The 16485-nt window shown below is 71.2% G+C and carries 27 protein-coding genes and 1 pseudogene; 13 read left to right on the plus strand and 15 right to left on the minus strand.

All coding sequences use genetic code 11. The features are described 5' to 3' along the window. The first annotated feature begins 43 nt into the window (after window positions 1–43). From KVF89_RS06750 to KVF89_RS06765, 4 genes are read left to right on the plus strand one after another with little or no spacing between them, the layout of a single operon-like run. Complete coding sequence (locus KVF89_RS06750) at window positions 44–298, plus strand: hypothetical protein (protein WP_257424458.1); 255 nt, start codon at window positions 44–46, stop codon at window positions 296–298. Then, window positions 298–615, plus strand: coding sequence for a hypothetical protein (locus tag KVF89_RS06755; RefSeq protein ID WP_257424459.1), 318 nt, complete (start codon window positions 298–300; stop codon window positions 613–615). Before KVF89_RS06750 ends, KVF89_RS06755 begins: the two co-directional genes overlap by 1 nt. Further along, complete coding sequence (locus KVF89_RS06760) at window positions 612–1301, plus strand: protein NO VEIN domain-containing protein (RefSeq protein WP_257424460.1); 690 nt, start codon at window positions 612–614, stop codon at window positions 1299–1301. Before KVF89_RS06755 ends, KVF89_RS06760 begins: the two co-directional genes overlap by 4 nt. Beyond that, window positions 1298–1990 (plus strand): hypothetical protein, encoded by a 693-nt coding sequence (locus tag KVF89_RS06765; RefSeq protein WP_257424461.1) that lies wholly within the window; start codon window positions 1298–1300, stop codon window positions 1988–1990. Before KVF89_RS06760 ends, KVF89_RS06765 begins: the two co-directional genes overlap by 4 nt. On the opposite strand, the gene KVF89_RS06770 is transcribed toward KVF89_RS06765, so the two are convergent. From KVF89_RS06770 to KVF89_RS06795, 6 genes are all read right to left on the minus strand, one after another. Next, window positions 1963–2208, minus strand: coding sequence for a hypothetical protein (locus KVF89_RS06770; RefSeq protein ID WP_257424462.1), 246 nt, complete (start codon window positions 2206–2208; stop codon window positions 1963–1965). The two genes, KVF89_RS06765 and KVF89_RS06770, sit on opposite strands and share 28 nt — an antisense overlap. Before the next feature lie 135 nt (window positions 2209–2343). Continuing rightward, complete coding sequence (locus KVF89_RS06775) at window positions 2344–3072, minus strand: GIY-YIG nuclease family protein (RefSeq protein WP_257424463.1); 729 nt, start codon at window positions 3070–3072, stop codon at window positions 2344–2346. Between the two features lie 78 nt (window positions 3073–3150). Then, window positions 3151–3816: a hypothetical protein gene (locus KVF89_RS06780; RefSeq protein WP_257424464.1), complete on the minus strand. Its 666-nt coding sequence runs from the start codon at window positions 3814–3816 to the stop codon at window positions 3151–3153. 38 nt (window positions 3817–3854) lie between these two features. After that, on the minus strand, window positions 3855–4631 hold the full coding sequence (locus tag KVF89_RS06785) for a hypothetical protein (RefSeq protein WP_257424465.1): 777 nt from the start codon (window positions 4629–4631) through the stop codon (window positions 3855–3857). Between the two features lie 179 nt (window positions 4632–4810). Next, entirely contained in the window at window positions 4811–5425 is a 615-nt protein-coding gene (locus KVF89_RS06790; protein WP_257424466.1) for an ATP-dependent DNA ligase, read from the minus strand. Beyond that, a complete protein-coding gene (locus tag KVF89_RS06795) occupies window positions 5392–5673 on the minus strand; it encodes an ATP-dependent DNA ligase (protein ID WP_257424467.1) in 282 nt (93 codons plus the stop codon). Before KVF89_RS06795 ends, KVF89_RS06790 begins: the two co-directional genes overlap by 34 nt. Before the next feature lie 203 nt (window positions 5674–5876). On the opposite strand from KVF89_RS06795, the gene KVF89_RS06800 reads away from it, so the two are divergent. Further along, window positions 5877–6038 carry a hypothetical protein gene (locus KVF89_RS06800; RefSeq protein WP_257424468.1) on the plus strand — a complete coding sequence of 54 codons (162 nt, stop codon included), beginning with the start codon at window positions 5877–5879 and terminating at the stop codon, window positions 6036–6038. A gap of 65 nt (window positions 6039–6103) precedes the next feature. Then, window positions 6104–6304 carry a hypothetical protein gene (locus tag KVF89_RS06805; RefSeq protein WP_257424469.1) on the plus strand — a complete coding sequence of 67 codons (201 nt, stop codon included), beginning with the start codon at window positions 6104–6106 and terminating at the stop codon, window positions 6302–6304. A 388-nt stretch (window positions 6305–6692) separates the two neighbouring features. Here KVF89_RS06805 and KVF89_RS06810 read toward each other — a convergent pair whose 3' ends face one another. The 7 genes and pseudogenes from KVF89_RS06810 to KVF89_RS06840 all read right to left on the minus strand — a co-directional run bounded on the left by KVF89_RS06810 (window position 6693) and on the right by KVF89_RS06840 (window position 10691). After that, complete coding sequence (locus KVF89_RS06810) at window positions 6693–6884, minus strand: hypothetical protein (RefSeq protein ID WP_257424470.1); 192 nt, start codon at window positions 6882–6884, stop codon at window positions 6693–6695. A gap of 76 nt (window positions 6885–6960) precedes the next feature. Beyond that, a pseudogene (locus tag KVF89_RS30580) lies at window positions 6961–7725 on the minus strand (DNA-processing protein DprA); the annotation flags it as partial. Next, window positions 7722–8399, minus strand: a complete 678-nt coding sequence (locus tag KVF89_RS06820; RefSeq protein WP_257424472.1) for a hypothetical protein — start codon at window positions 8397–8399, stop codon at window positions 7722–7724. The gene KVF89_RS06820 and the pseudogene KVF89_RS30580, both read right to left, overlap by 4 nt. Then, the gene (locus tag KVF89_RS06825; RefSeq protein WP_257424473.1) at window positions 8396–8551 is read right to left on the minus strand and encodes a hypothetical protein; all 156 of its coding nucleotides are present in this window, start codon (window positions 8549–8551) and stop codon (window positions 8396–8398) included. Before KVF89_RS06825 ends, KVF89_RS06820 begins: the two co-directional genes overlap by 4 nt. A gap of 11 nt (window positions 8552–8562) precedes the next feature. Then, on the minus strand, window positions 8563–9591 hold the full coding sequence (locus tag KVF89_RS06830; RefSeq protein ID WP_257424474.1) for a DUF4192 domain-containing protein: 1029 nt from the start codon (window positions 9589–9591) through the stop codon (window positions 8563–8565). A 14-nt stretch (window positions 9592–9605) separates the two neighbouring features. Beyond that, the gene (locus KVF89_RS06835; protein WP_257424475.1) at window positions 9606–9998 is read right to left on the minus strand and encodes a single-stranded DNA-binding protein; all 393 of its coding nucleotides are present in this window, start codon (window positions 9996–9998) and stop codon (window positions 9606–9608) included. 237 nt (window positions 9999–10235) lie between these two features. Further along, window positions 10236–10691: a hypothetical protein gene (locus KVF89_RS06840; RefSeq protein WP_257424476.1), complete on the minus strand. Its 456-nt coding sequence runs from the start codon at window positions 10689–10691 to the stop codon at window positions 10236–10238. A 310-nt stretch (window positions 10692–11001) separates the two neighbouring features. Between KVF89_RS06840 and KVF89_RS06845 the strand changes: the two genes are divergently transcribed. From KVF89_RS06845 to KVF89_RS06875, 7 genes are all read left to right on the plus strand, one after another. Continuing rightward, a complete protein-coding gene (locus KVF89_RS06845; protein ID WP_257424477.1) occupies window positions 11002–12573 on the plus strand; it encodes a ParB/RepB/Spo0J family partition protein in 1572 nt (523 codons plus the stop codon). Window positions 12574–12688: 115 nt separating this feature from the next. Then, complete coding sequence (locus KVF89_RS06850) at window positions 12689–13693, plus strand: DUF932 domain-containing protein (protein WP_257424478.1); 1005 nt, start codon at window positions 12689–12691, stop codon at window positions 13691–13693. A gap of 77 nt (window positions 13694–13770) precedes the next feature. After that, entirely contained in the window at window positions 13771–14067 is a 297-nt protein-coding gene (locus KVF89_RS06855; protein WP_257424479.1) for a hypothetical protein, read from the plus strand. Next, window positions 14064–14303 carry a hypothetical protein gene (locus tag KVF89_RS06860; RefSeq protein WP_068113975.1) on the plus strand — a complete coding sequence of 80 codons (240 nt, stop codon included), beginning with the start codon at window positions 14064–14066 and terminating at the stop codon, window positions 14301–14303. The genes KVF89_RS06855 and KVF89_RS06860 overlap by 4 nt, the downstream gene beginning before the upstream one ends. Next, entirely contained in the window at window positions 14300–14596 is a 297-nt protein-coding gene (locus tag KVF89_RS06865; RefSeq protein WP_257424480.1) for a rhamnan synthesis F family protein, read from the plus strand. The genes KVF89_RS06860 and KVF89_RS06865 overlap by 4 nt, the downstream gene beginning before the upstream one ends. Next, window positions 14593–14835, plus strand: coding sequence for a hypothetical protein (locus KVF89_RS06870; RefSeq protein WP_010832688.1), 243 nt, complete (start codon window positions 14593–14595; stop codon window positions 14833–14835). The genes KVF89_RS06865 and KVF89_RS06870 overlap by 4 nt, the downstream gene beginning before the upstream one ends. Then, window positions 14832–15182, plus strand: coding sequence for a hypothetical protein (locus KVF89_RS06875; protein WP_257424481.1), 351 nt, complete (start codon window positions 14832–14834; stop codon window positions 15180–15182). The genes KVF89_RS06870 and KVF89_RS06875 overlap by 4 nt, the downstream gene beginning before the upstream one ends. Before the next feature lie 64 nt (window positions 15183–15246). Here KVF89_RS06875 and KVF89_RS06880 read toward each other — a convergent pair whose 3' ends face one another. Both KVF89_RS06880 and KVF89_RS06885 read right to left on the minus strand, forming a co-directional pair. Beyond that, window positions 15247–15774 (minus strand): hypothetical protein, encoded by a 528-nt coding sequence (locus KVF89_RS06880; protein WP_257424482.1) that lies wholly within the window; start codon window positions 15772–15774, stop codon window positions 15247–15249. Further along, window positions 15752–16162 carry a hypothetical protein gene (locus tag KVF89_RS06885; protein ID WP_257424483.1) on the minus strand — a complete coding sequence of 137 codons (411 nt, stop codon included), beginning with the start codon at window positions 16160–16162 and terminating at the stop codon, window positions 15752–15754. The genes KVF89_RS06880 and KVF89_RS06885 overlap by 23 nt, the downstream gene beginning before the upstream one ends. Between the last annotated feature and the right edge of the window lie 323 nt (window positions 16163–16485).

Genomic DNA, 16485 nt, shown 5'->3' on the forward strand with positions numbered 1-16485 from the left:
TGTTCTCGCCCGGCCAAGGGGCCCGGCGTGCCACGATTCACCCGTGGGACTCTTCAAGCGCAGCGAGGCCGTCCGTGCCAAGAAGATCGGGGCTCATGCCCGACACGTCGACGAGGACGTCCAGCGCATCGACCTCAAGGTCACCAGCATCGACGGGGAGACGGCGACGATCGACCTGAGCCTCGACCAGACCCGTCAGCTGGTGATCGACCTGACCAACGCCTACGGAGCCTGCCGGCCGGCGCTCCTCGACCAGAAGCAGGTCGACCGGATCACCTCGTTCTTCGGGATGCGCTGATGGTCCGCTACGAGTACGACGAGGAAGCCAGCGCGGCCGAGCACATGGACGTGGTGTACGAGGTGGACGACAGCCCGGCACCAGTCTCGAGGTGGGTGGACGCCATGCGTCGACTCAACACGATCAACGACCCGCTCGCCCGCAAGTTCATCGCATTACACCGCGACTGCGGATCCGGCTCGGGAGTCTGCGACGACATCGACGACGATCCCGACCCGATGGATCGCCGCGCCGGCTGGGGCTGCGAGACGCCCGAGATCATCGCCTCGCACTTCGACATCGAGTACCCGCGAGGAACGGCGAGCGATCACCCGTGAGCTCGCGCGACTCCAACGCCCGGCTCGTCGACCTCATCCGTGCTGGCCTGAACCGCGCCGACCAACTCGGCCGCGCCCGGGTCCCGCTCAAGGCCTACCCGGCCGAGGAGCAGGAAGAGCTCCTCACACTCCTCCACGCCTACCTGTGGGACACCGCGGCGCCCTACGACGACGACTGGCACCGCTCCCCCGGAAACATCATGACCCTGTGGGCCGAACTGCTCGAGATCGGCACCGAGACCCGCCACCGGCTGATCCCGCTCCGCACGGACCTGGTCAAGGTCCTTACCCAGCGCGGCCTGGGCTACCGGACGCACCCACGGTCGGTTCCCGTCCTGGTGCGGGAGTACAGCGGCCCCATCGAAACACCGGTCCACCCCGGCGACCCGCGCGAGACCTCGAGCACGATCGCCGTCGGAGCTTGGGGAGCCGGTTTCGGCGACGCCGCTACGACCGCAATCCGCAACGACGGCCAGGAGCGTCACATCGAGGTCAAGGGCGTCTCGAGTTCCATGCCCTCGGTCCTCCTGACGCGCAACGAGCTGCGCGCCGCCGAGACCGACACTGCGTGGCTCCTGGCAGTGGTGACCAACGCGCTCACCGACCCAACGCTGGCCGAGTACGACCGCAAGACCGTAGCCGCGGCCGCGGATCCGACCATCTACCGCGTCAACCTCGCCCCGTGACGCCGATGGAAACGCGAGTCGTTGCCGTCGACGTCGGCTCGGTTCGGAACAACTTCGCCTGGGCCGCTCTTGACCTTCCCGGCCGACGACCGGTCGGCGAGGGTGGCAGCCATCCCGAGGGCGCGGCCCTCGCTGTACTCGAGGCACTCGCCGGCGGCGTGCCCGTGGCGCTCGGGTTCGAGGCTCCCCTGATGGTTCCGGTCAGTCCGATCGGGCCCGTCGACGGATGGAGGACCCTGGGGCAGGCGCGCCAGGGCGAGACCGCCGACGGTCACTCCAGGCCCTGGTCGGCCGGCGCCGGCAGCGGCGCCCTGGCCGCGGGGCTGGTGCAGATGGCCTGGGTGCTCGAGCGGGTGGGCTCCGGGGTCCCCGGGCTGCGGTGCACCACCCGGCCCGACCCGTGGCTGGCCGGCGACGCAGAACTGTTCGTGTGGGAGGCATTCGTGTCCGGCGTCGGAAAGCCCGTACCGGCGGGGATCACCCAGCACGCAGCTGACGCGGCCGCGGCCGCCGACACCTTCGCCGACCGCCTCGAGGACGGCTCGCTGAGTGCCTCCGACGTCGTCTGCACGCCAGCTTCGTCGTTCAACCTGGCAGCCGCGGCCGCGGCGTTCGCCGGTCTGGCGATCGCCAGCAACGAGCTCCGCGACCAGGTTCAGGTCTACCGCACCCGCCCGGCCCTCCTGTAGGTCACCCCGGGCGGCCGCGGCTGGTCCGGAATCTCCACCTCGAACAGCACGATCCGTTGCTTGGATCCGCACGCCCGCGCGAGGGCGCGCCGCTCAGCCTCGGTGGCGACGAACAGCGTCAGGCCGCGGAGCCGCTCGAGGACCTCGGCCGACATCCTGCTGACGACCGGGCTGATCACCCCCTGCGGCATGTCGTGGACGAACAGCGGCACGCCCATCGCCCACTCCGGCGCCGCGTCTCGCACGCCGACGTAGCCCCGCGCCTCCCGGCGAACGAGCTCGACCGCCCGCGGCGTGAGTGCCTGCTGGCGGGCGAGCTTGGCCGCCGCACAGGACTGACAGAAGTGGGCGGATCAGTTGCGGTTGAGGCCGTACCGGCGTGAGTCGAGGGCGTACTTGTAGTGGCTTTCGGCGGCGTCGATCTCGCGGGTGGGGGTTGCCGGGTCGAAGACCCGCAGCACCGACAGGCGGAAGCTGGCCGGGTCCAGGTTGCGGAGCTCCACGTTGCCGCCGTGGCCCTTGGTCGCGTAGGCGGCCCAGCGCTGGAGGATGTTCTCGGCGCCGTCGGCCTTGCCGACGTAGTGGCGGCCGTCGCGGGTGTCGGTGATGAGGTAGACCCCGATCACTGATGAGAGGGCGGTGCGCCATGCGGCGTAGCGGTGCTCTCGGATGACGGCCTGCAGCTGGGGGTAGTCCAGCGTGAGGGCGTCGAAGCCGGGGAACCTCACGGGCTCGGCGTCGGCGATCTCCATCACCGGATACGCGGCCGCGGTGGTCGCGTTGATCCTCCAGGTGCGCGGGGAGCGCCACTGGATCACCAACCGGTTCCGCAGGTCGCTCATCAGTTCCGACGGCTCGAGGTGGAAGGTGCGGAGCAGCCCGTCGTGCGCGGTCTCGCCGTTGTTGACCAGGACCGACCACAGCCGTGCGCGATCACCGCCCTCAGGCCGGAACACGATCCAGACCCTGGGAGGCGCGGCCGGGAAGGTGCGGGTGTTGGCCGACTGGACGCTCGTGTAGGCCAGGATCTCGACGTCGGAGGAGTCTCCGTGGATGCCCACGGTCCCGTTCTTCGTGCTCACGCACGTAGGCGTGCCGGATGACCGGCGCCTCAGCCGGGTCGAGGCCAGCGCTCGCGATGATCGAGGCGAAGGTGAGCGTCACTGGGGACCTTCCATTCCGGGAGCGGCGGCCGGCGCCGCAGCGATGCTGACCAGCACGTCGTGGCCGATTGAGGGGTCTACAGCGACGTGCAGTCCGAGGTCGGTGATCCGGCCGTCCTTGGGATGCCAGTCACGGTCGGGTCGGGTGCGTCCGAGTAGCGGGTCCAGGGCATCGATCGTGGGTTTCCAGAGGCTGAGCCAGTTGCGTTGAGGGCCGACGACGAAGGCGAGCTGCAGCTGGACGGCACCAGCGGGAATCTCAGCGGCGCCGGCGACCGCGGTGCGCACCTGCTCCTTGTAGACCTCGGTCTGGGACGAGGCGGTGGTGCGCACGGTGTAGGTCGGTGCCGGTGCGGGGGTCTCGTGCGCGGGTGCGACAAGGACGCTTGAGATGTCCGCGTGTCCCTTGGTGCACCACATCGACACCAGGTGCTGGCTCCGGAGGTGGGTGGCCAGCGGGAAGGCGTAGTTGTCGAGGTCGGCCATGTCGATGAGGTCGCGCCCGCGTGGCAGCCCGACGTCGAGGCGGAGCGCCCAGGGGCCGCTCACCATCGCGGGTGCCAGCAGCTCGGCGGTGTCCTCGAGGTACTCGCGCAGCCGGACCTGGTCGGGGTCGGTGGCTTTGTTCCAGCTTGCCAGTCGCGGGACCTTCCGGAGCGTCATCCCCTCACCCTCCGGCCTCGCGTACCAGCGGGCAGCGGTCACGGTCGGTGCACCGTGCCGGCCCGGTCGACCCACCACACCTCGATGTGCGCCGCGGCAAGTGACCCAGCCGTCTCGGCACACAAGGCGCGGTAGCGCGGGAAGTCGGGCAGCGCGATAACGCTGCGCCACCCCGGCTCTTTGCCACGCAGCCGCATCGCGGCTAGCACCGCCTGGGAGTACCAGTGGCCCGCCTGCGTGCTCGGGCTGGTGCGCTTGACCTCGTTCGCGCGCGCTGGGTCGGCGTAACCGCGGCTGGGGAATCCCTTGACCTCGATGCCGACCGTCTGGCCGTCTCGGGAGGCGATCACGTCAATGCCGTGTTCCTTGGTCGCAGTGTTCGCCACAGACAGGATCCGCCACCCATCGGCCGCCAATGCGGTCACCAGGGATGCCTGGACGTTGGCCTCGGTGTGCCACTCCCCCGCCAGCTCCGCTGGCTCGTCGGGATCCCGCGGGGACGCCGCGGCGGCCGGCGTGACCGCGCTGTGGACCACCGGCGGTGCGGTGCGCGGCTCGACGTCGCCGGCGATCTCGTAACCGAGTGCCGCCAGGTGCCGGCGGGCGGTGTTCGACATGAACTCCGATCGCGGGATCCCGGTGGCAACCTCGAACGCCTGGATGACCGGGAACCAGCTGCCGTTGACCATCACGGCGTGCTTGCGGATCGCGTCGGGTGCAACGTCGGCCAGGCGGCTCTCCACGTCGTCACGGGACAACTCGTGGCGCTGCCCGTTCAGGGTGAAACGGATTGACGCGCGGCCCTGAGTCTCCATGGGCAGAAACTACGGCAACCGACCGACTCAGCCTGGCGAGCTCGAGGCACGCCCCGGCCGAAGGGGTTCGACCACAGAGGGTCGCCCTCGGCTGGAGAGGTCTAGGCGCAGCCGGCGGTAGCGGGTGAGATGCCGCCACCGTCCGTGCTCGAACGCGGTGTCCGCCTCGACCTCGACGATCACCGTGGGCTCGACTCGGGTGATCGCCCGGGTTCGCGGCTGAACCGGCCCAGCTGGCGGGTGCTGAGTTCTGCCGGCCACGGGTGGTCATCGGCGCCGACGAGCACCGCGGCGAGCTCGGCCGACTCCCTGGAGCTGAGCGGATGGGTCGCGCCGGCAACCCGAAGGCGGCCGGCTCCGTCGACCAGGCCGAGGATCAGCCGCACCGGCTGCTCGACAGGACCGATGACTGCTCCGACGGTGGCCTCCTGTGTGTTGTGGATCCGCAGCTTCACCCAGCCTCGCTGGCCGGGGAGGTATCGCTGGCTGGCGCCCTTGGCGACCAGGCCCTCAACGCCGACGTCGGCCCCGGCGTATTCCTCCAGCCACCGCCTCGCTTGGGCGGGGTCGGCGGTCTGCGGGGTCAACTGCAGCGGCGGCCGCCGAGTCTCGGCGAGCTGCTCGAGAAGCGATCGCCTCACCCGCAACGGCTCCCCCCGCACGTCGGCGTCGTCGGCGGCGAGTAGGTCGAAGGCCAGAAAGGCCGCAGGCGCCAGCTGAGCTGGTGGCCGGCGGCGGCCGCGGTAGGCCAGCCGCGGGGCTAGAGCGGCGAAGTCCAGGCGCCCTCGCGCCACACCACGAGCTCGCCGTCGAACACGCTGCCCGGCTGCAGTTGCTCACACGCGGCGTCGACGATGTCGGGGAAGCCGGCGGTGAGGTCCGCGCCGTTGCGGGACCACACCCGACAGCCCTCAGGTGTCCGCTCGAGGATGGCCCGGTAGCCGTCCCACTCGGGCTCGTAGACGGTGCCGCCGGGCAGAGCCGAGCCGGCCGGCAGCGTGGCTGCAGGCTTGGCCAGCATGGGCTCCCAGCGGGTTGGCACTCACTCAGCGTACGAACCCGCTCCGGCAGTGCTGATCGAACACCTGTTCTATTCTAGAAGGCATGGCGGGCGGTTACGGGCGCGGGGCGGGCATCCCCTTGAAGGACCGTGTGCGCGTCGACCAGGCCGGAGCGCCAGCGCGGCCGCCGGCAAACAGCGCGGCCGGAGGACAGGATCACCCAGGGCGACACTGCTGGGTCAGCGTGCCCGTCGACGGCTCGCAGCCTCGCCCCGGCCTGCTCCTCGAGTGGCGCCGCGCTGGCCACCTGTGGGCGGGCCGGGTCGTCTACGTGGCGCAGCTGCGGCCTGGGCGCTGGGCCACGGTCGAGGAGTGGGTCCCGGCCGAGCTGCTCAGCACCGAGTGAGTGACGTTGTGTCTGCCAACCCGCCGAAGAACGATGCTTGGAGACCGTACGGCGACGTGCGGTTCGTGCTGATCAGGAACGCGGGCCGGCTCAAGCCGTCCCGGGGGCTCGTCCTCGACTGGAAGCGTGAGGGCCGACGCTGGGACGCCTTGGTCGTCTGGCACGACGATGCCGCGCTCAAGCCGGTCGTGAAGATGGACTGGCTGCCGGTCGAGGACCTGATCCCGGTCCCGGTTGACCCGAACTGGACGGGCCAGGTCGGCTAGCGCCGCTCGGCGAGACCGAGGCCGCCGGAACAGCGGCAAGCGCGGCGGCCAGGGAGTCGGGGACCTGGGCGAGCCGGGCGTAGTCGAGGGTGTCCGGGGTGGAGGCTGCCGGGCACGTCGCGGTGCCGCGGCGTCGGGCAGAGGCGTCGACGTCGCGCCGGAGCCGCATTTCGCTTGTCACGAGCAGCTGGTCAGCTCGCCCAGCTGAGCAGGTCCGGCGGACCCTCCAGGACGCGCTCAACGCTCACGGTCCAGATCCAGTCGACGCGGACGGCCGGCGCGGCCGGCGGGTCGGTCAGATTGATCATCGGTGTTGCCTCCTTGTCAGTTCAACAGCGTAGGCGTGGACGCCGGCGACATCGGGTTATCCACAGGGGCGCGGTTGGGCTCATCGTCGAGGCGCGGAGGCCGGCGGGATCGAGCTCGGGGCCTGGCCCTGCGGCGAGCGCACCGGCCCGGGGACGAAGGACTCGTCGAGCTGATCTCTCGCCGCCGAGTAGGCGTGGGTGGCGAGATCGGTGATGACCTCCTGGGCGGTGGTGACCATGCTGGCCTGGCCGAGCCGGATCAGCTGGTTCACACCGACCGAGGCGGCGCTGGTGACGGGCCCTGGGGACGCCCATGACGGGCCGGTGCAGGGCCTCGGCCCACCGGGCCATGCTGAGGGTGCCGCTGCGGATGGCGCCCTCGACGACCACGGTGCCTTCGGTCAGGCCGGCGACAATCCTGTTCCGGGCGAGGAACCGGGCGCGGGTGGGCGCGGCTCCCGGTGGCGCCTCGGCGACGACCAGGCCGCGGTCGGCGATCGCCTCGAGCAGCTGGGCGTGCGCGGCCGGGTAGGGCCGGTCGACCCCGCAGGGCATGACGGCGATGGTCGGGCCGCCGGCGAGGAGGGCGCCGCGGTGCGCTGCCTGGTCCACGCCGTACGCGAGTCCGCTGACGACGGTGTGGCCCATGGTCGCGAGGTCCCGGCTCAGCTCCGTCGCCTGATGTGTGCCGTAGCTTGTCGCGGCGCGCGACCCAACCACGGCCACCGCGTTAGCTGCGAGCCGGTTCAAGTCGCCGGCTCCCCTGATCCACAGCCCGACTGGTTCGCCGCCGCGATCGTGCAGTGCGCCGGCGCCACGCAGGCCCGCGAGGCGGTCGGGCCACTCGGCATCGCCGGGGATGACGAACCGGATGCCCCGCTCGACGGCCTGCTCGAGGACCTTGCCGGGATCGACGTGGGCGAGCTCGTGGCCGATGGTGAAGCCCCAGTGATTCTCTACCTCGCCGGCGGCCTCGAGGTAGTCGAGGACCTTGACGGCGCCGAGCTCGCCGACCAGCCCGGTGACGCGCAGGTCGCCGGGCTCGATGGCACTGCTGAGCTTGACGCGGGCCAGCCTGTCGGCGTCGTCGACGTCGGCGTGCGGGGTGCTCATGACGCCTGCTCGTAGGGTCCGAACAGCCAGCAGCGGGCCTCCCAAAGGGTGAGGTCCAAGATCTCCATGTCCGTTACGCCGGCGAGCCGGAGCGCTTCCCTCCCGTTGCCCAGGAGGTCCAGTGCCTGCCAGACATCGCAGGATTGCATCAGGAGGTAGACGCGCTCCCCCACCTTCTCCTCGTCGCCCAGGAGTGCGTCGTCGTCACGCGAGAACTCGAAGGCCACGTCGGCGCTGAGCCTGTTCAGCAGCTGCGCCGCTTCAACTTGTTCCTGGTTGCAGCTGGGAGTGGGGCCGGTGAGCCGCGCAACCAAGAGTGCGCTGAGCAGATGCACCAGCGCAGTTGCGGTGTCCCAGGGAATCGCGAGCTCGACTCGCGAGGTCTGGGGGTTCTCGGGGTAGTAGGGCTGGCCTGCGTAGTGAACGGCAGCGCAGGCGACAGACTCTGCGAACCCGGTCTCCTGCCACCGGGGAATCTCCTGCTGGGGCAACGGAGTGAACGTGCCGCCGTCGTCGATGACGAAAACCGGCCCGGACAACAGTTCGACGGTGCGTCGCAGCCGTTCCGCTGCCTCCGACCACGTGATGGGCACGCCGTGGCGTGCAACATTCCGGGTGACCTCCGCCGCGCTCGCGAGCACCCATTCGTCGACGTCGGTGCGAGGGGTGCTCATTCCTGGCCTCCCCACAGCAGGTCGAGGTCGGGTTCGTGAATGACGTCAAGGCGCTTGTCGGCGGCGTAGGCCGCGGGCTCGGGCACGACCAGGCGTCGCAGCTGTCGCTCGGTCGCGCTGTGCTGCACCGGGGTGTCGTCGTCGTGGTTCATCGCGGTCCTCCTCAGCGGCCCGGGGCCGGGCGGTCGGTGACGGGCTGCGTGCCCGGGATGTCGCGCTGCTGGCCGGGTGGCTTGGGGACGAAGGACTCGTCCAGGTCGGCGGCGATGTCGCGCATCTGGGTCTGGTATCGCTCCCACTCGCGGGGGTGGATGCCGTTCTGCAAGGCCGAGGCGACGATGGCGGCCATGGAGTAGGGCCGGTCGACGGGCACCTGGTCGAGCGCGCACCAGGCCTTGGCGCCGTCGCCGTGCAGCCAGCTGGCGAAGCCGAGCATGGAGGCCGGCGCCGCCCGGACCTCGTCCGGGCCGCGGCGGGTGAGGTCGGTCCAGATGGCCATGTGGGAGGTGGAGTTCTCCCGACTCATGTCCTCCCAGAGCGCGTCCCGGGTGCTGATCGTCTCCAGCGCCACCAGCATCCGCGCGCCGTCGACGTCGGAGAGCCGGTTGCCGTCGGCGTGGAACTGCTCGAGGCGGTCCAGGGCCCAGTCCCGCTCCGCAGCGGGTGTGCTGGCCGCGGCCGCTGCTCGAGCCGCGGGGAGCAGCTGGGCGATGGGCTCGCGGTCGCCGACCAACGAGGCAGCCAGGGACTCGCGGCTGGCGGCCGGCTGGGCGGCGCCGGTGAGCACGGTCGCGGCCGCGATCCGCTCAGCGGTCGAGGGGGTCTGCAGCCCGGTCTGGCCGGTGTTGAACTCGCGCCAGCGCTCGCCGTCGGACCACAGCCTGATGTGGGTGGTGATGCCGACGTCCTGGAGACGGGTGGACAGGTGCTGGCTGGCCAGCTCGGCGCTGCGGCGGTCCTCGGTGATGCAGATGATGGCGAGGCGGGCACCGGGCCGGGCGTGGCGGCCGTACGGGCCGCTGAGTGCGTCCCAGACCTCCTCGCGATCAGCGGCGGTCCGGGGCAGGTCGACGCGGGTGATCGGCAGTCCGGGCCGGAAGGGCACCAGGACGATCGACTCCTCGGGCTTGAAGCCGAGGACGTGCGGCACCGCGGCGAGCAGCTCGTCCGGGGACTGAACGACGAGATCCATCGGAGCGAACCTCCTCAGCTGGCCTGGGCCGCGTGCGGGGCGCGGTCGATGCGCGCGGACACGTACTTGAGCGAGATGCCAACCTCGCCGAAGCGGTTGTCGACGACCACGACGTCCTTGGTGCGCTTCTCGCCGGTCTCCTTGTCCGGCCAGCTCTCGGTGCGCTCGAGGCCGTGGACGAAGATCGGGTCACCGGATCCGCAGCTGTCGTGTACGTGCGTGGCGGCCGAGCCGAAGACCTTGACGTTGTGGGCGGTGGGCTCGTCGCTGACCCACTCCCCCTGGTCGTTCTGGACCCGGCGGTTGACCAGGACGCGGCAGGTGACGAACGGCTTGTTGTTCTCCCGGGTGTGGTGCAGCTCCGGTGCCTCGGCCAGGTTGCCGGCGAAGGTGACGGTGGTGGACATGGCTTCCTCCTAGGTGAGTGCGAGACGTTGATGGGTCCCGCAGTCACCTACGTGTCATCCAGGCCCGGCAGCGATCACATCGGCCGAAGTCGTTTCCACCGCTCGAGCCCGGCTGGCGGCGCAGCGGGCCCAGGGCACGCAGAAGCGCCCCGACCGGCTCTCGGGTACCGGATCGGGGCGCTGGGAAGCACGCTAGGACCAGGTGCCGACCCAAACTGCCGGCGTCGCCCTCGCCGGCTACCGGGCAGGCCGGCGCCGCGGCGGTCGGTTGCTGAGCTTCTGCGGTGGCGGCGGCAGCTCGCGGCCCAGGCGCCGGCGGGCCGCCTCGGCCGCGACGATCACTGCCTCCTGGGCGAACCCCGAACGGGCGAGCATCCGGCCGAGCTCCTGACGGTCGGCCACGAGCGCGTCTTCGACCGCCTCGATGGTCGAGGCGGGCAGGTCGTGCTTCTTGTTGAAGCTCTTGCGGGTCACGCTGACCAGGGCGGGATGCTTCTCGCCCGCGGCCGCGAGCTCGACCCGCTGCTGCGGTGAGCGCCGGGCGTGGAGCTCGAGCGCCTGGGCGAGCCAGCCAACGAACGAGCCGGGTGAGTCGGCGTCGGTGTCCAGGTCTGCGAGGTAGGCCGATCGTGCGAGGTCCCACACGCCGGGTTTCCAGTAGATCCCGACCGGGATCGTGGTCTGGCTCGTCACCTGATCACTCCCCTGGTCTCCTCCGCCGGCGTCGAGCTGCAGCGGCTAACACCAACGCCGCTGCATTCCCGGTCGGGGTCCTGCGCAGCCGTTCCCACGCTCGCTCGGTTCCTTCCGTTCCAGCCAGCTACGAGGTGCAGCTGCGCCGCGCCGCCGCAGCGGAGTCCGCGCCCGGTGAGGCCGGGTCTTCCCCACCCTCGCCGGGTGCCCACCTTTCCACAGGTCCGCCCTGTGGCCCGGTAGGCGTCGGCCCCCGCTGGGAGACTTAGTCCTGTCAGTTCTTTCTATTCTACTCATGGAGGACAGCCGCATGACCGACACCATCCAGACCCCCGCCGCGACCGCCACCGACGAGGCCTCCGAGGCCGTCCAGGCTGAGGAGTTCCTGTACCTCGACCCCGCCGCGATCATCATCGGCACGAACGTCCGAACCGACCTGCGCGCCGACCACAAGGAGTTCCGCAAGTCGATCAAGGAGCGCGGCGTGCTGGAGGCCGTCACGGTCTACCGCAACGAGGACGGCCAGTACGTCCTGCTGCGCGGCCAGCGCCGGACCGTCACCGCCGCCGAGGTCGGCACCCCCACCGGCCTCATCCCTGCCCGCGTCGTCCCCCAGCCCGCCGACGCCGACCGGATCGGTGACCAGATGGTCGAGAACATCCACCGCGCCGCGATGCGCGAGGCCGAGATCGTCGCGGGCGTGGAGCAGCTGGCCCTGCTCGGCGTGAGCGCCGCGCAGATCGCCAAGCGCACCAGCATCGACCGCCCGACCGTGAACGCCGCCCTGGTGGTCACCAAGGCCGACCAGAGCCGCAACCGGCTCGACTCCGGTGACCTGACGTTGGAGGAGGCCGCGATCTTCGCCGAGTTCGAGCACGACCCCGAGGCCGTCGAGCGCCTGGAGAACGCCAAGCGGTGGCGTCGCTCGCTCGCGCACGAGGCCCAGCGGCTGCGCGACGAGGCCGCCGAGCGCGAGGCCGACGCCGCCGAGGTCGAGCGGCTGCGCGCCGAGGGCCTGCCGGTGCTGAGCGCCGAGGATGTCGCGGAGGCCGACGAGGTGCTGCGCATCGAGCGGCTGGTCACCGAGGACGGCGAGTCGCTGCCCGCGGAGGAGTGGCCCAACGTTCCCGGCGCTCGCGTCCAGGTCGTCAAGGAGTGGGTCTACCCCGAGGACGAGTACGACGAGGAGCACGAGGACGACAGCGACGAGGAGCACGAGGACGACGAGCCCGCCGAGCCCTACCAGCAGTACGTGCCGGTGTGGGTCGTCACCGACCTCGCCGCCTCCGGCCTGCGTCGTCGCGGCGGCGGGTCCAGCAGCACCGCCAGCGCGGACGAGGGCGGCGAGAGCGAGGAGGAGGCCCGCCGCGAGGAGCGCCGCCGCGTGATCGCCAACAACAAGGCCTGGACGAGCGCGGAGACGGTGCGCCGCGAGTGGCTGGCCACGTTCGTGGCCCGCAAGACCGCCCCGAAGGGTGCCGAGGCCCTGATCTGCGAGGCCGTCGTCACCGGTCACCACTCGCTGAGCAAGGCCATGGACCACCGGCACCCGATGCTCTTCACGCTGCTCGGGATCGACGTCCCGACCGGCTACTACGGCGCGGGGTACGAGGAGTGCCACAAGATCGCGACCAAGGCGAGCACGCCGAAGGCCGCGACCATGACCACCCTCGCCGCGATCGTCGCCGCGTGGGAGGCCACGACCGGCAAGCACTCGTGGCGCAACCCGACCGCGTGGGACGCCCGCGTGCTCGGCGCGCTCGTGGAGTGGGGCTACCAGCCCAGCGAGGTCGAGCGGATCCTGCTCGGCGGGGAGCCGCAGCCGAGCACCGAGGACGACAGCGACGACGACGCCGACGAGGCCAGCGACAGCGCCGCCTGACCGGCTCCCCTCCCCCGTCTGAGGGCGGTTCTTCCTGTGGAGAACCGCCCTCAGTGGAATAGAAACCATAGAATGAACTCAGTTCATCTGATCCGCTACCCGGGAGGACCCCGACATGTCACACGAGATCGAGACCCACGGCACGCAGGCCGCAGCCGTCTTCGCCCGCAAGGACGCCTGGCACCGCCTGGGCACCACCGTCCGTGACCGCGCGTTCACCGCCGAGGAAGCCATGAGGCTCGGCCACCTGGGCGGCTGGGACGTCCGCAAGTTGCCGCTCACCACCGCCGAGGTCAGCGAGGGCGGCGTCACCCCGATCGAGGTCCCCGGCTTCGCCACGGTGCGCACCAACCCGTTCACCGGAGCGCCCGAGGCGCTCGGCGTCGTCGGCGGCGGCTACACCCCGTTGCAGAACGAGGACCACGCCGAGTTCCTGAACCTGCTGGCCGACGAGTCGGGCGCGATCTTCGACACCGCCGGGTCGCTGCGCGGCGGGCGGCAGGTGTTCATCACCATGCAGCTGCCGGACTCGCTCACGGTCGGCGGCACCGACCGCGTCGACCTGAACATCGCCGCGCTCAACAGCCACGACGGCTCAAGCGCGTTCCGCATCCTCGTCACCCCGGTCCGCGTCGTGTGTGCGAACACCCAGAGCGCGGCCCTGCGCAACCACGAGTCGTCGTTCTCGATCCGGCACACCCGCAACGCCAAGGCCGCCGTGCAGGCCGCCCGCGACGCGCTCGGGCTGACGTTCACCTACGTCGACGCGTTCCAGGTCGAGGCCGAGCGGCTGATCCAGCAGACCATGACCGACGCCGCGTTCGATGCCCTGATCGACGCCACGTTCGGCAAGGCCGAGGCGAACGCCACCAAGCGAGCCCGCGAGACCGAGCGCCGCCGCCGCTCCCGACTGCACTGGCTGTTCGCCGACGCCGACACCCAGGCCGGCATCCGCGACACCGCGTGGGCCGGCTACCAGGCCGTGGCCGAGTACGTCGACCACTACGCCCCGGTCCGCACCAAGGGCGACGAGCACACCGCCCGCGCCACGCGGGTGCTCACCAGCGACGACCCCGACCGGATCAAGCGCCGCGCCTGGACCGCGCTCGCCCCGGCCTGACCATCTCGCCAGTTCCTCCGGCGGCGGGCTGAGACCCCCGAGTCCGGCCCGCCACCGGCCCAACCGAAGGAGGAGCCATGACCGACACGACCACCCACGCCAGCGCCGCCACGACGACGCCCGACAGCACGCCGGTGGAGTGGCACACCGCAGACGCCGACGACCGTTGGCCGGGTCGCTGGACCGCGCACACCGCCAGCGTCCACGCGCACGGGCGCACCTACCTGATCCGGATCACGCCCGGTGACCACGCGACCTACCTCGCCCCGGGGTTCTACGCCGACATCGACGGCGGCTACGGGCAGCGCTGGGCGATCAACACCCGCACGCTCGACGAGGCCAAGCGCCGCGCAGTCGAGGACGTCCTGCGATGAGCCAGCCGACCGCCACGCCCGCCGACGTCGACGCCAGCGCCGCCAAGGACCGGCACACCCTCAGCGAGACGGCCTGCGACCTGATCGTCATCGAGCACCGGCTGCGCGACGTACGCCGCTGGACCCCCGAGGCCGCCCGCGCCCACCTGGACGCGGCCCTGTCCAGTGTCGCCACGGCACTGGACGCCCTGCACGCCGAGCACACCCACCGCACCACCGAACAGGAGCAGTCATGACCGAGCAGACCCAGCCCGACCCGACCGGCACTGTGATCAGCGCGGATGACCAGCGCGCCATCCGCGTAGCCATGAACGCAGTTCCCTACGCGGCTGACCTTCGCGTGCCGATCCCGCCACGCGGAGACCTCAGCGCCCGCGACGTTGTCGCCTTCCTCGACGGCCTGCGGGAGGTGCTGACCGAGGTCGCCGCACGAGCCGACGATCAGCACCGGCGTCTGCTCACCCTGGAGGCCGACGTGGAGGCGTTCCGCCGCCTCATCGGCACCGCGCCCGCCGAGGTGACCCCATGAGCGCGCACATCGAGTGGCTGGCCGCTCGCGAGACCAGCGTCCAGGTGTTCACCCCCGGCGAGGACTGGGTGGGTGCCGGTGAGCATCGTCAGCCGGTCCTCACCCTCGCCGGTGACGACGTGGTGGCGATCCAGGGCACGCCCGCCGAGTTGCGGGCGCTGGCCGCCCGGATCACCGCCGTGGCGACCGCTGCATCCGGGCGGCTCGACCTCGCCGCCCGGGAGGACCAGCCCGCATGAGCGACGACGCCAACCTGCGCGCTCTGGAGGCACGCGCCACGCCCGGCCCCTGGACTCCGGACGGTGACAAGATCCGCGCCACCGCCGCCGACGCCCTGCTGCCCGACAACATCCTCGTGGCTTACTACACCGGGCACAACCACCGGCTTGGCCTCAAGACCACCGGCCATGCCGCCGATGTCGAGTTCATCGCCGCCGCCCGTGACGCGCTCCCCGACCGTCTCGACCGACTCGACCGCATCCGCGATCTTCACGCCAAGTGGAGCGAGCAGTCGCCCGAGAACGCTGACGGCTACCTCGACCTGTGGGAGACGCTCGGTCGCCTCCTCGACGGCGAGCCCGCCTGACCCTCAGTCAGAAGGCCGCCCGTAGCGCTGTCCGCTGCGGGCGGCCTTCTGCGTCGGCCCAACCTCACCAGAGCGTCAGTTGCTCGCCCAGCAGCTCCTGGAGCCGCGCGAGGTCGTCGGCCACCAGCTGCGGGTCCTCGCGCGCCAGGTCGCGCAGTTCCCGCGCCCGCCGTCGCGGCCCGCGCGGATCGGCCAGCGGGCTGTACGGCAGCCGCCGCTGCACCGACCACTCCCGGCGGTTCTGCGCCGCGCTCGACACCACGACGTGATCCGGTGCGATCCGCTGGCACAGCGGGTTGTGACACCGATGCCCGAGCAGCCGCGCCTCCGCGAGCACGTCCACCCCGTTCATCACCGCGAACGCGAACCGGTGCGCGATGATCACCCGCCCTGGCGCGTACCAGAACCGGCCATGTCCGCCGCCGTCCGTGCGCTCACGATCGGACCGACCGGCAACCGCACCGGTCCACCACAGGCACTCGCTCCCCGGCACCGTGGCGACCTTCGCCCGGTACCGCGCGAGCACGGCCGGATCGGTGATCGCTGCCGCGACCGCCGCGAGGCCGGCGTCATCCAGCCGACGAACCGGCATCCGCTCCTCCACTCCCAGCGGTCGCCAGCGCCGCATCGTCGCCGCCCTGCGCGCCGTCACGGTCGCTGTCCTGCTCGCCGTCGTCGCCTGCCTGCGGCTCACTGGCGAGCCGCCGCAGTCGCGTCGCCTCGCGCACGGTGATCGTCTCGCCGCACCACTCGACGGCCTCGCCCAAGGACAGGCCCTCGCGCTCGGTCAACTCCCGCAGCGCCTCACCCGCGCGCTTCTCGGTCTCGGCCACCGCCGCGTCGCGCTCACCGATCGCGACCATGACCCGCTCGGCCAGGTCGATCACCCGGCGCTCCCGCTCTTCGCGCTCGCGCCGCCGCTTCTCGGCCATCTCCCGCGCCGTACGCCGTGCCTGCTGCTTGATCGTCTGCTGACTCATCCGGTCCTCACTCGTGTCGACATGGACTCTGACAGTCACCTACGACATTTCCCGGACCCCGAGCGATCACCGAACCGCAGAAACCTTCAAACCCGCTCCCTCGACCCGTTCAGCCCACCCGATCCGAACCCGACGCCCCAGCCGTCACCCACGCCCCTCAGCGTCCCCCCAGATTTCCGCGACCGACCAAGTGCCACACAGACCCGTGAATCACCTGTACCGGCGCAGGCGCGTGAGCGCGTCGGGCGGAGCCCGACACGATGGCAGTGGACTCGCTGCTCAGCTAGCGGCGTCGAGTTGCACGGTGTGTCCGAGTCGTTCGA

It is taken from the genome of Nocardioides carbamazepini (assembly GCF_024614185.1).
GTDB lineage: Bacteria > Actinomycetota > Actinomycetes > Propionibacteriales > Nocardioidaceae > Nocardioides > Nocardioides carbamazepini.

Coding starts and splice junctions, on each gene's coding strand:
- KVF89_RS06865 (WP_257424480.1), top strand. CDS start 14,300: ATGACCGAGCAGACCCAGCCCGACCCGACCGGCACTGTGATCAGCGCG.
- KVF89_RS06785 (WP_257424465.1), bottom strand. CDS start 4,631: ATGGAGACTCAGGGCCGCGCGTCAATCCGTTTCACCCTGAACGGGCAG.
- KVF89_RS06850 (WP_257424478.1), top strand. CDS start 12,689: ATGTCACACGAGATCGAGACCCACGGCACGCAGGCCGCAGCCGTCTTC.
- KVF89_RS06875 (WP_257424481.1), top strand. CDS start 14,832: ATGAGCGACGACGCCAACCTGCGCGCTCTGGAGGCACGCGCCACGCCC.
- KVF89_RS06835 (WP_257424475.1), bottom strand. CDS start 9,998: ATGTCCACCACCGTCACCTTCGCCGGCAACCTGGCCGAGGCACCGGAG.
- KVF89_RS06780 (WP_257424464.1), bottom strand. CDS start 3,816: ATGACGCTCCGGAAGGTCCCGCGACTGGCAAGCTGGAACAAAGCCACC.
- KVF89_RS06885 (WP_257424483.1), bottom strand. CDS start 16,162: ATGAGTCAGCAGACGATCAAGCAGCAGGCACGGCGTACGGCGCGGGAG.
- KVF89_RS06755 (WP_257424459.1), top strand. CDS start 298: ATGGTCCGCTACGAGTACGACGAGGAAGCCAGCGCGGCCGAGCACATG.
- KVF89_RS06880 (WP_257424482.1), bottom strand. CDS start 15,774: ATGCCGGTTCGTCGGCTGGATGACGCCGGCCTCGCGGCGGTCGCGGCA.
- KVF89_RS06820 (WP_257424472.1), bottom strand. CDS start 8,399: ATGAGCACCCCTCGCACCGACGTCGACGAATGGGTGCTCGCGAGCGCG.
- KVF89_RS06845 (WP_257424477.1), top strand. CDS start 11,002: ATGACCGACACCATCCAGACCCCCGCCGCGACCGCCACCGACGAGGCC.
- KVF89_RS06870 (WP_010832688.1), top strand. CDS start 14,593: ATGAGCGCGCACATCGAGTGGCTGGCCGCTCGCGAGACCAGCGTCCAG.
- KVF89_RS06860 (WP_068113975.1), top strand. CDS start 14,064: ATGAGCCAGCCGACCGCCACGCCCGCCGACGTCGACGCCAGCGCCGCC.
- KVF89_RS06825 (WP_257424473.1), bottom strand. CDS start 8,551: ATGAACCACGACGACGACACCCCGGTGCAGCACAGCGCGACCGAGCGA.
- KVF89_RS06855 (WP_257424479.1), top strand. CDS start 13,771: ATGACCGACACGACCACCCACGCCAGCGCCGCCACGACGACGCCCGAC.
- KVF89_RS06830 (WP_257424474.1), bottom strand. CDS start 9,591: ATGGATCTCGTCGTTCAGTCCCCGGACGAGCTGCTCGCCGCGGTGCCG.
- KVF89_RS06770 (WP_257424462.1), bottom strand. CDS start 2,208: ATGGGCGTGCCGCTGTTCGTCCACGACATGCCGCAGGGGGTGATCAGC.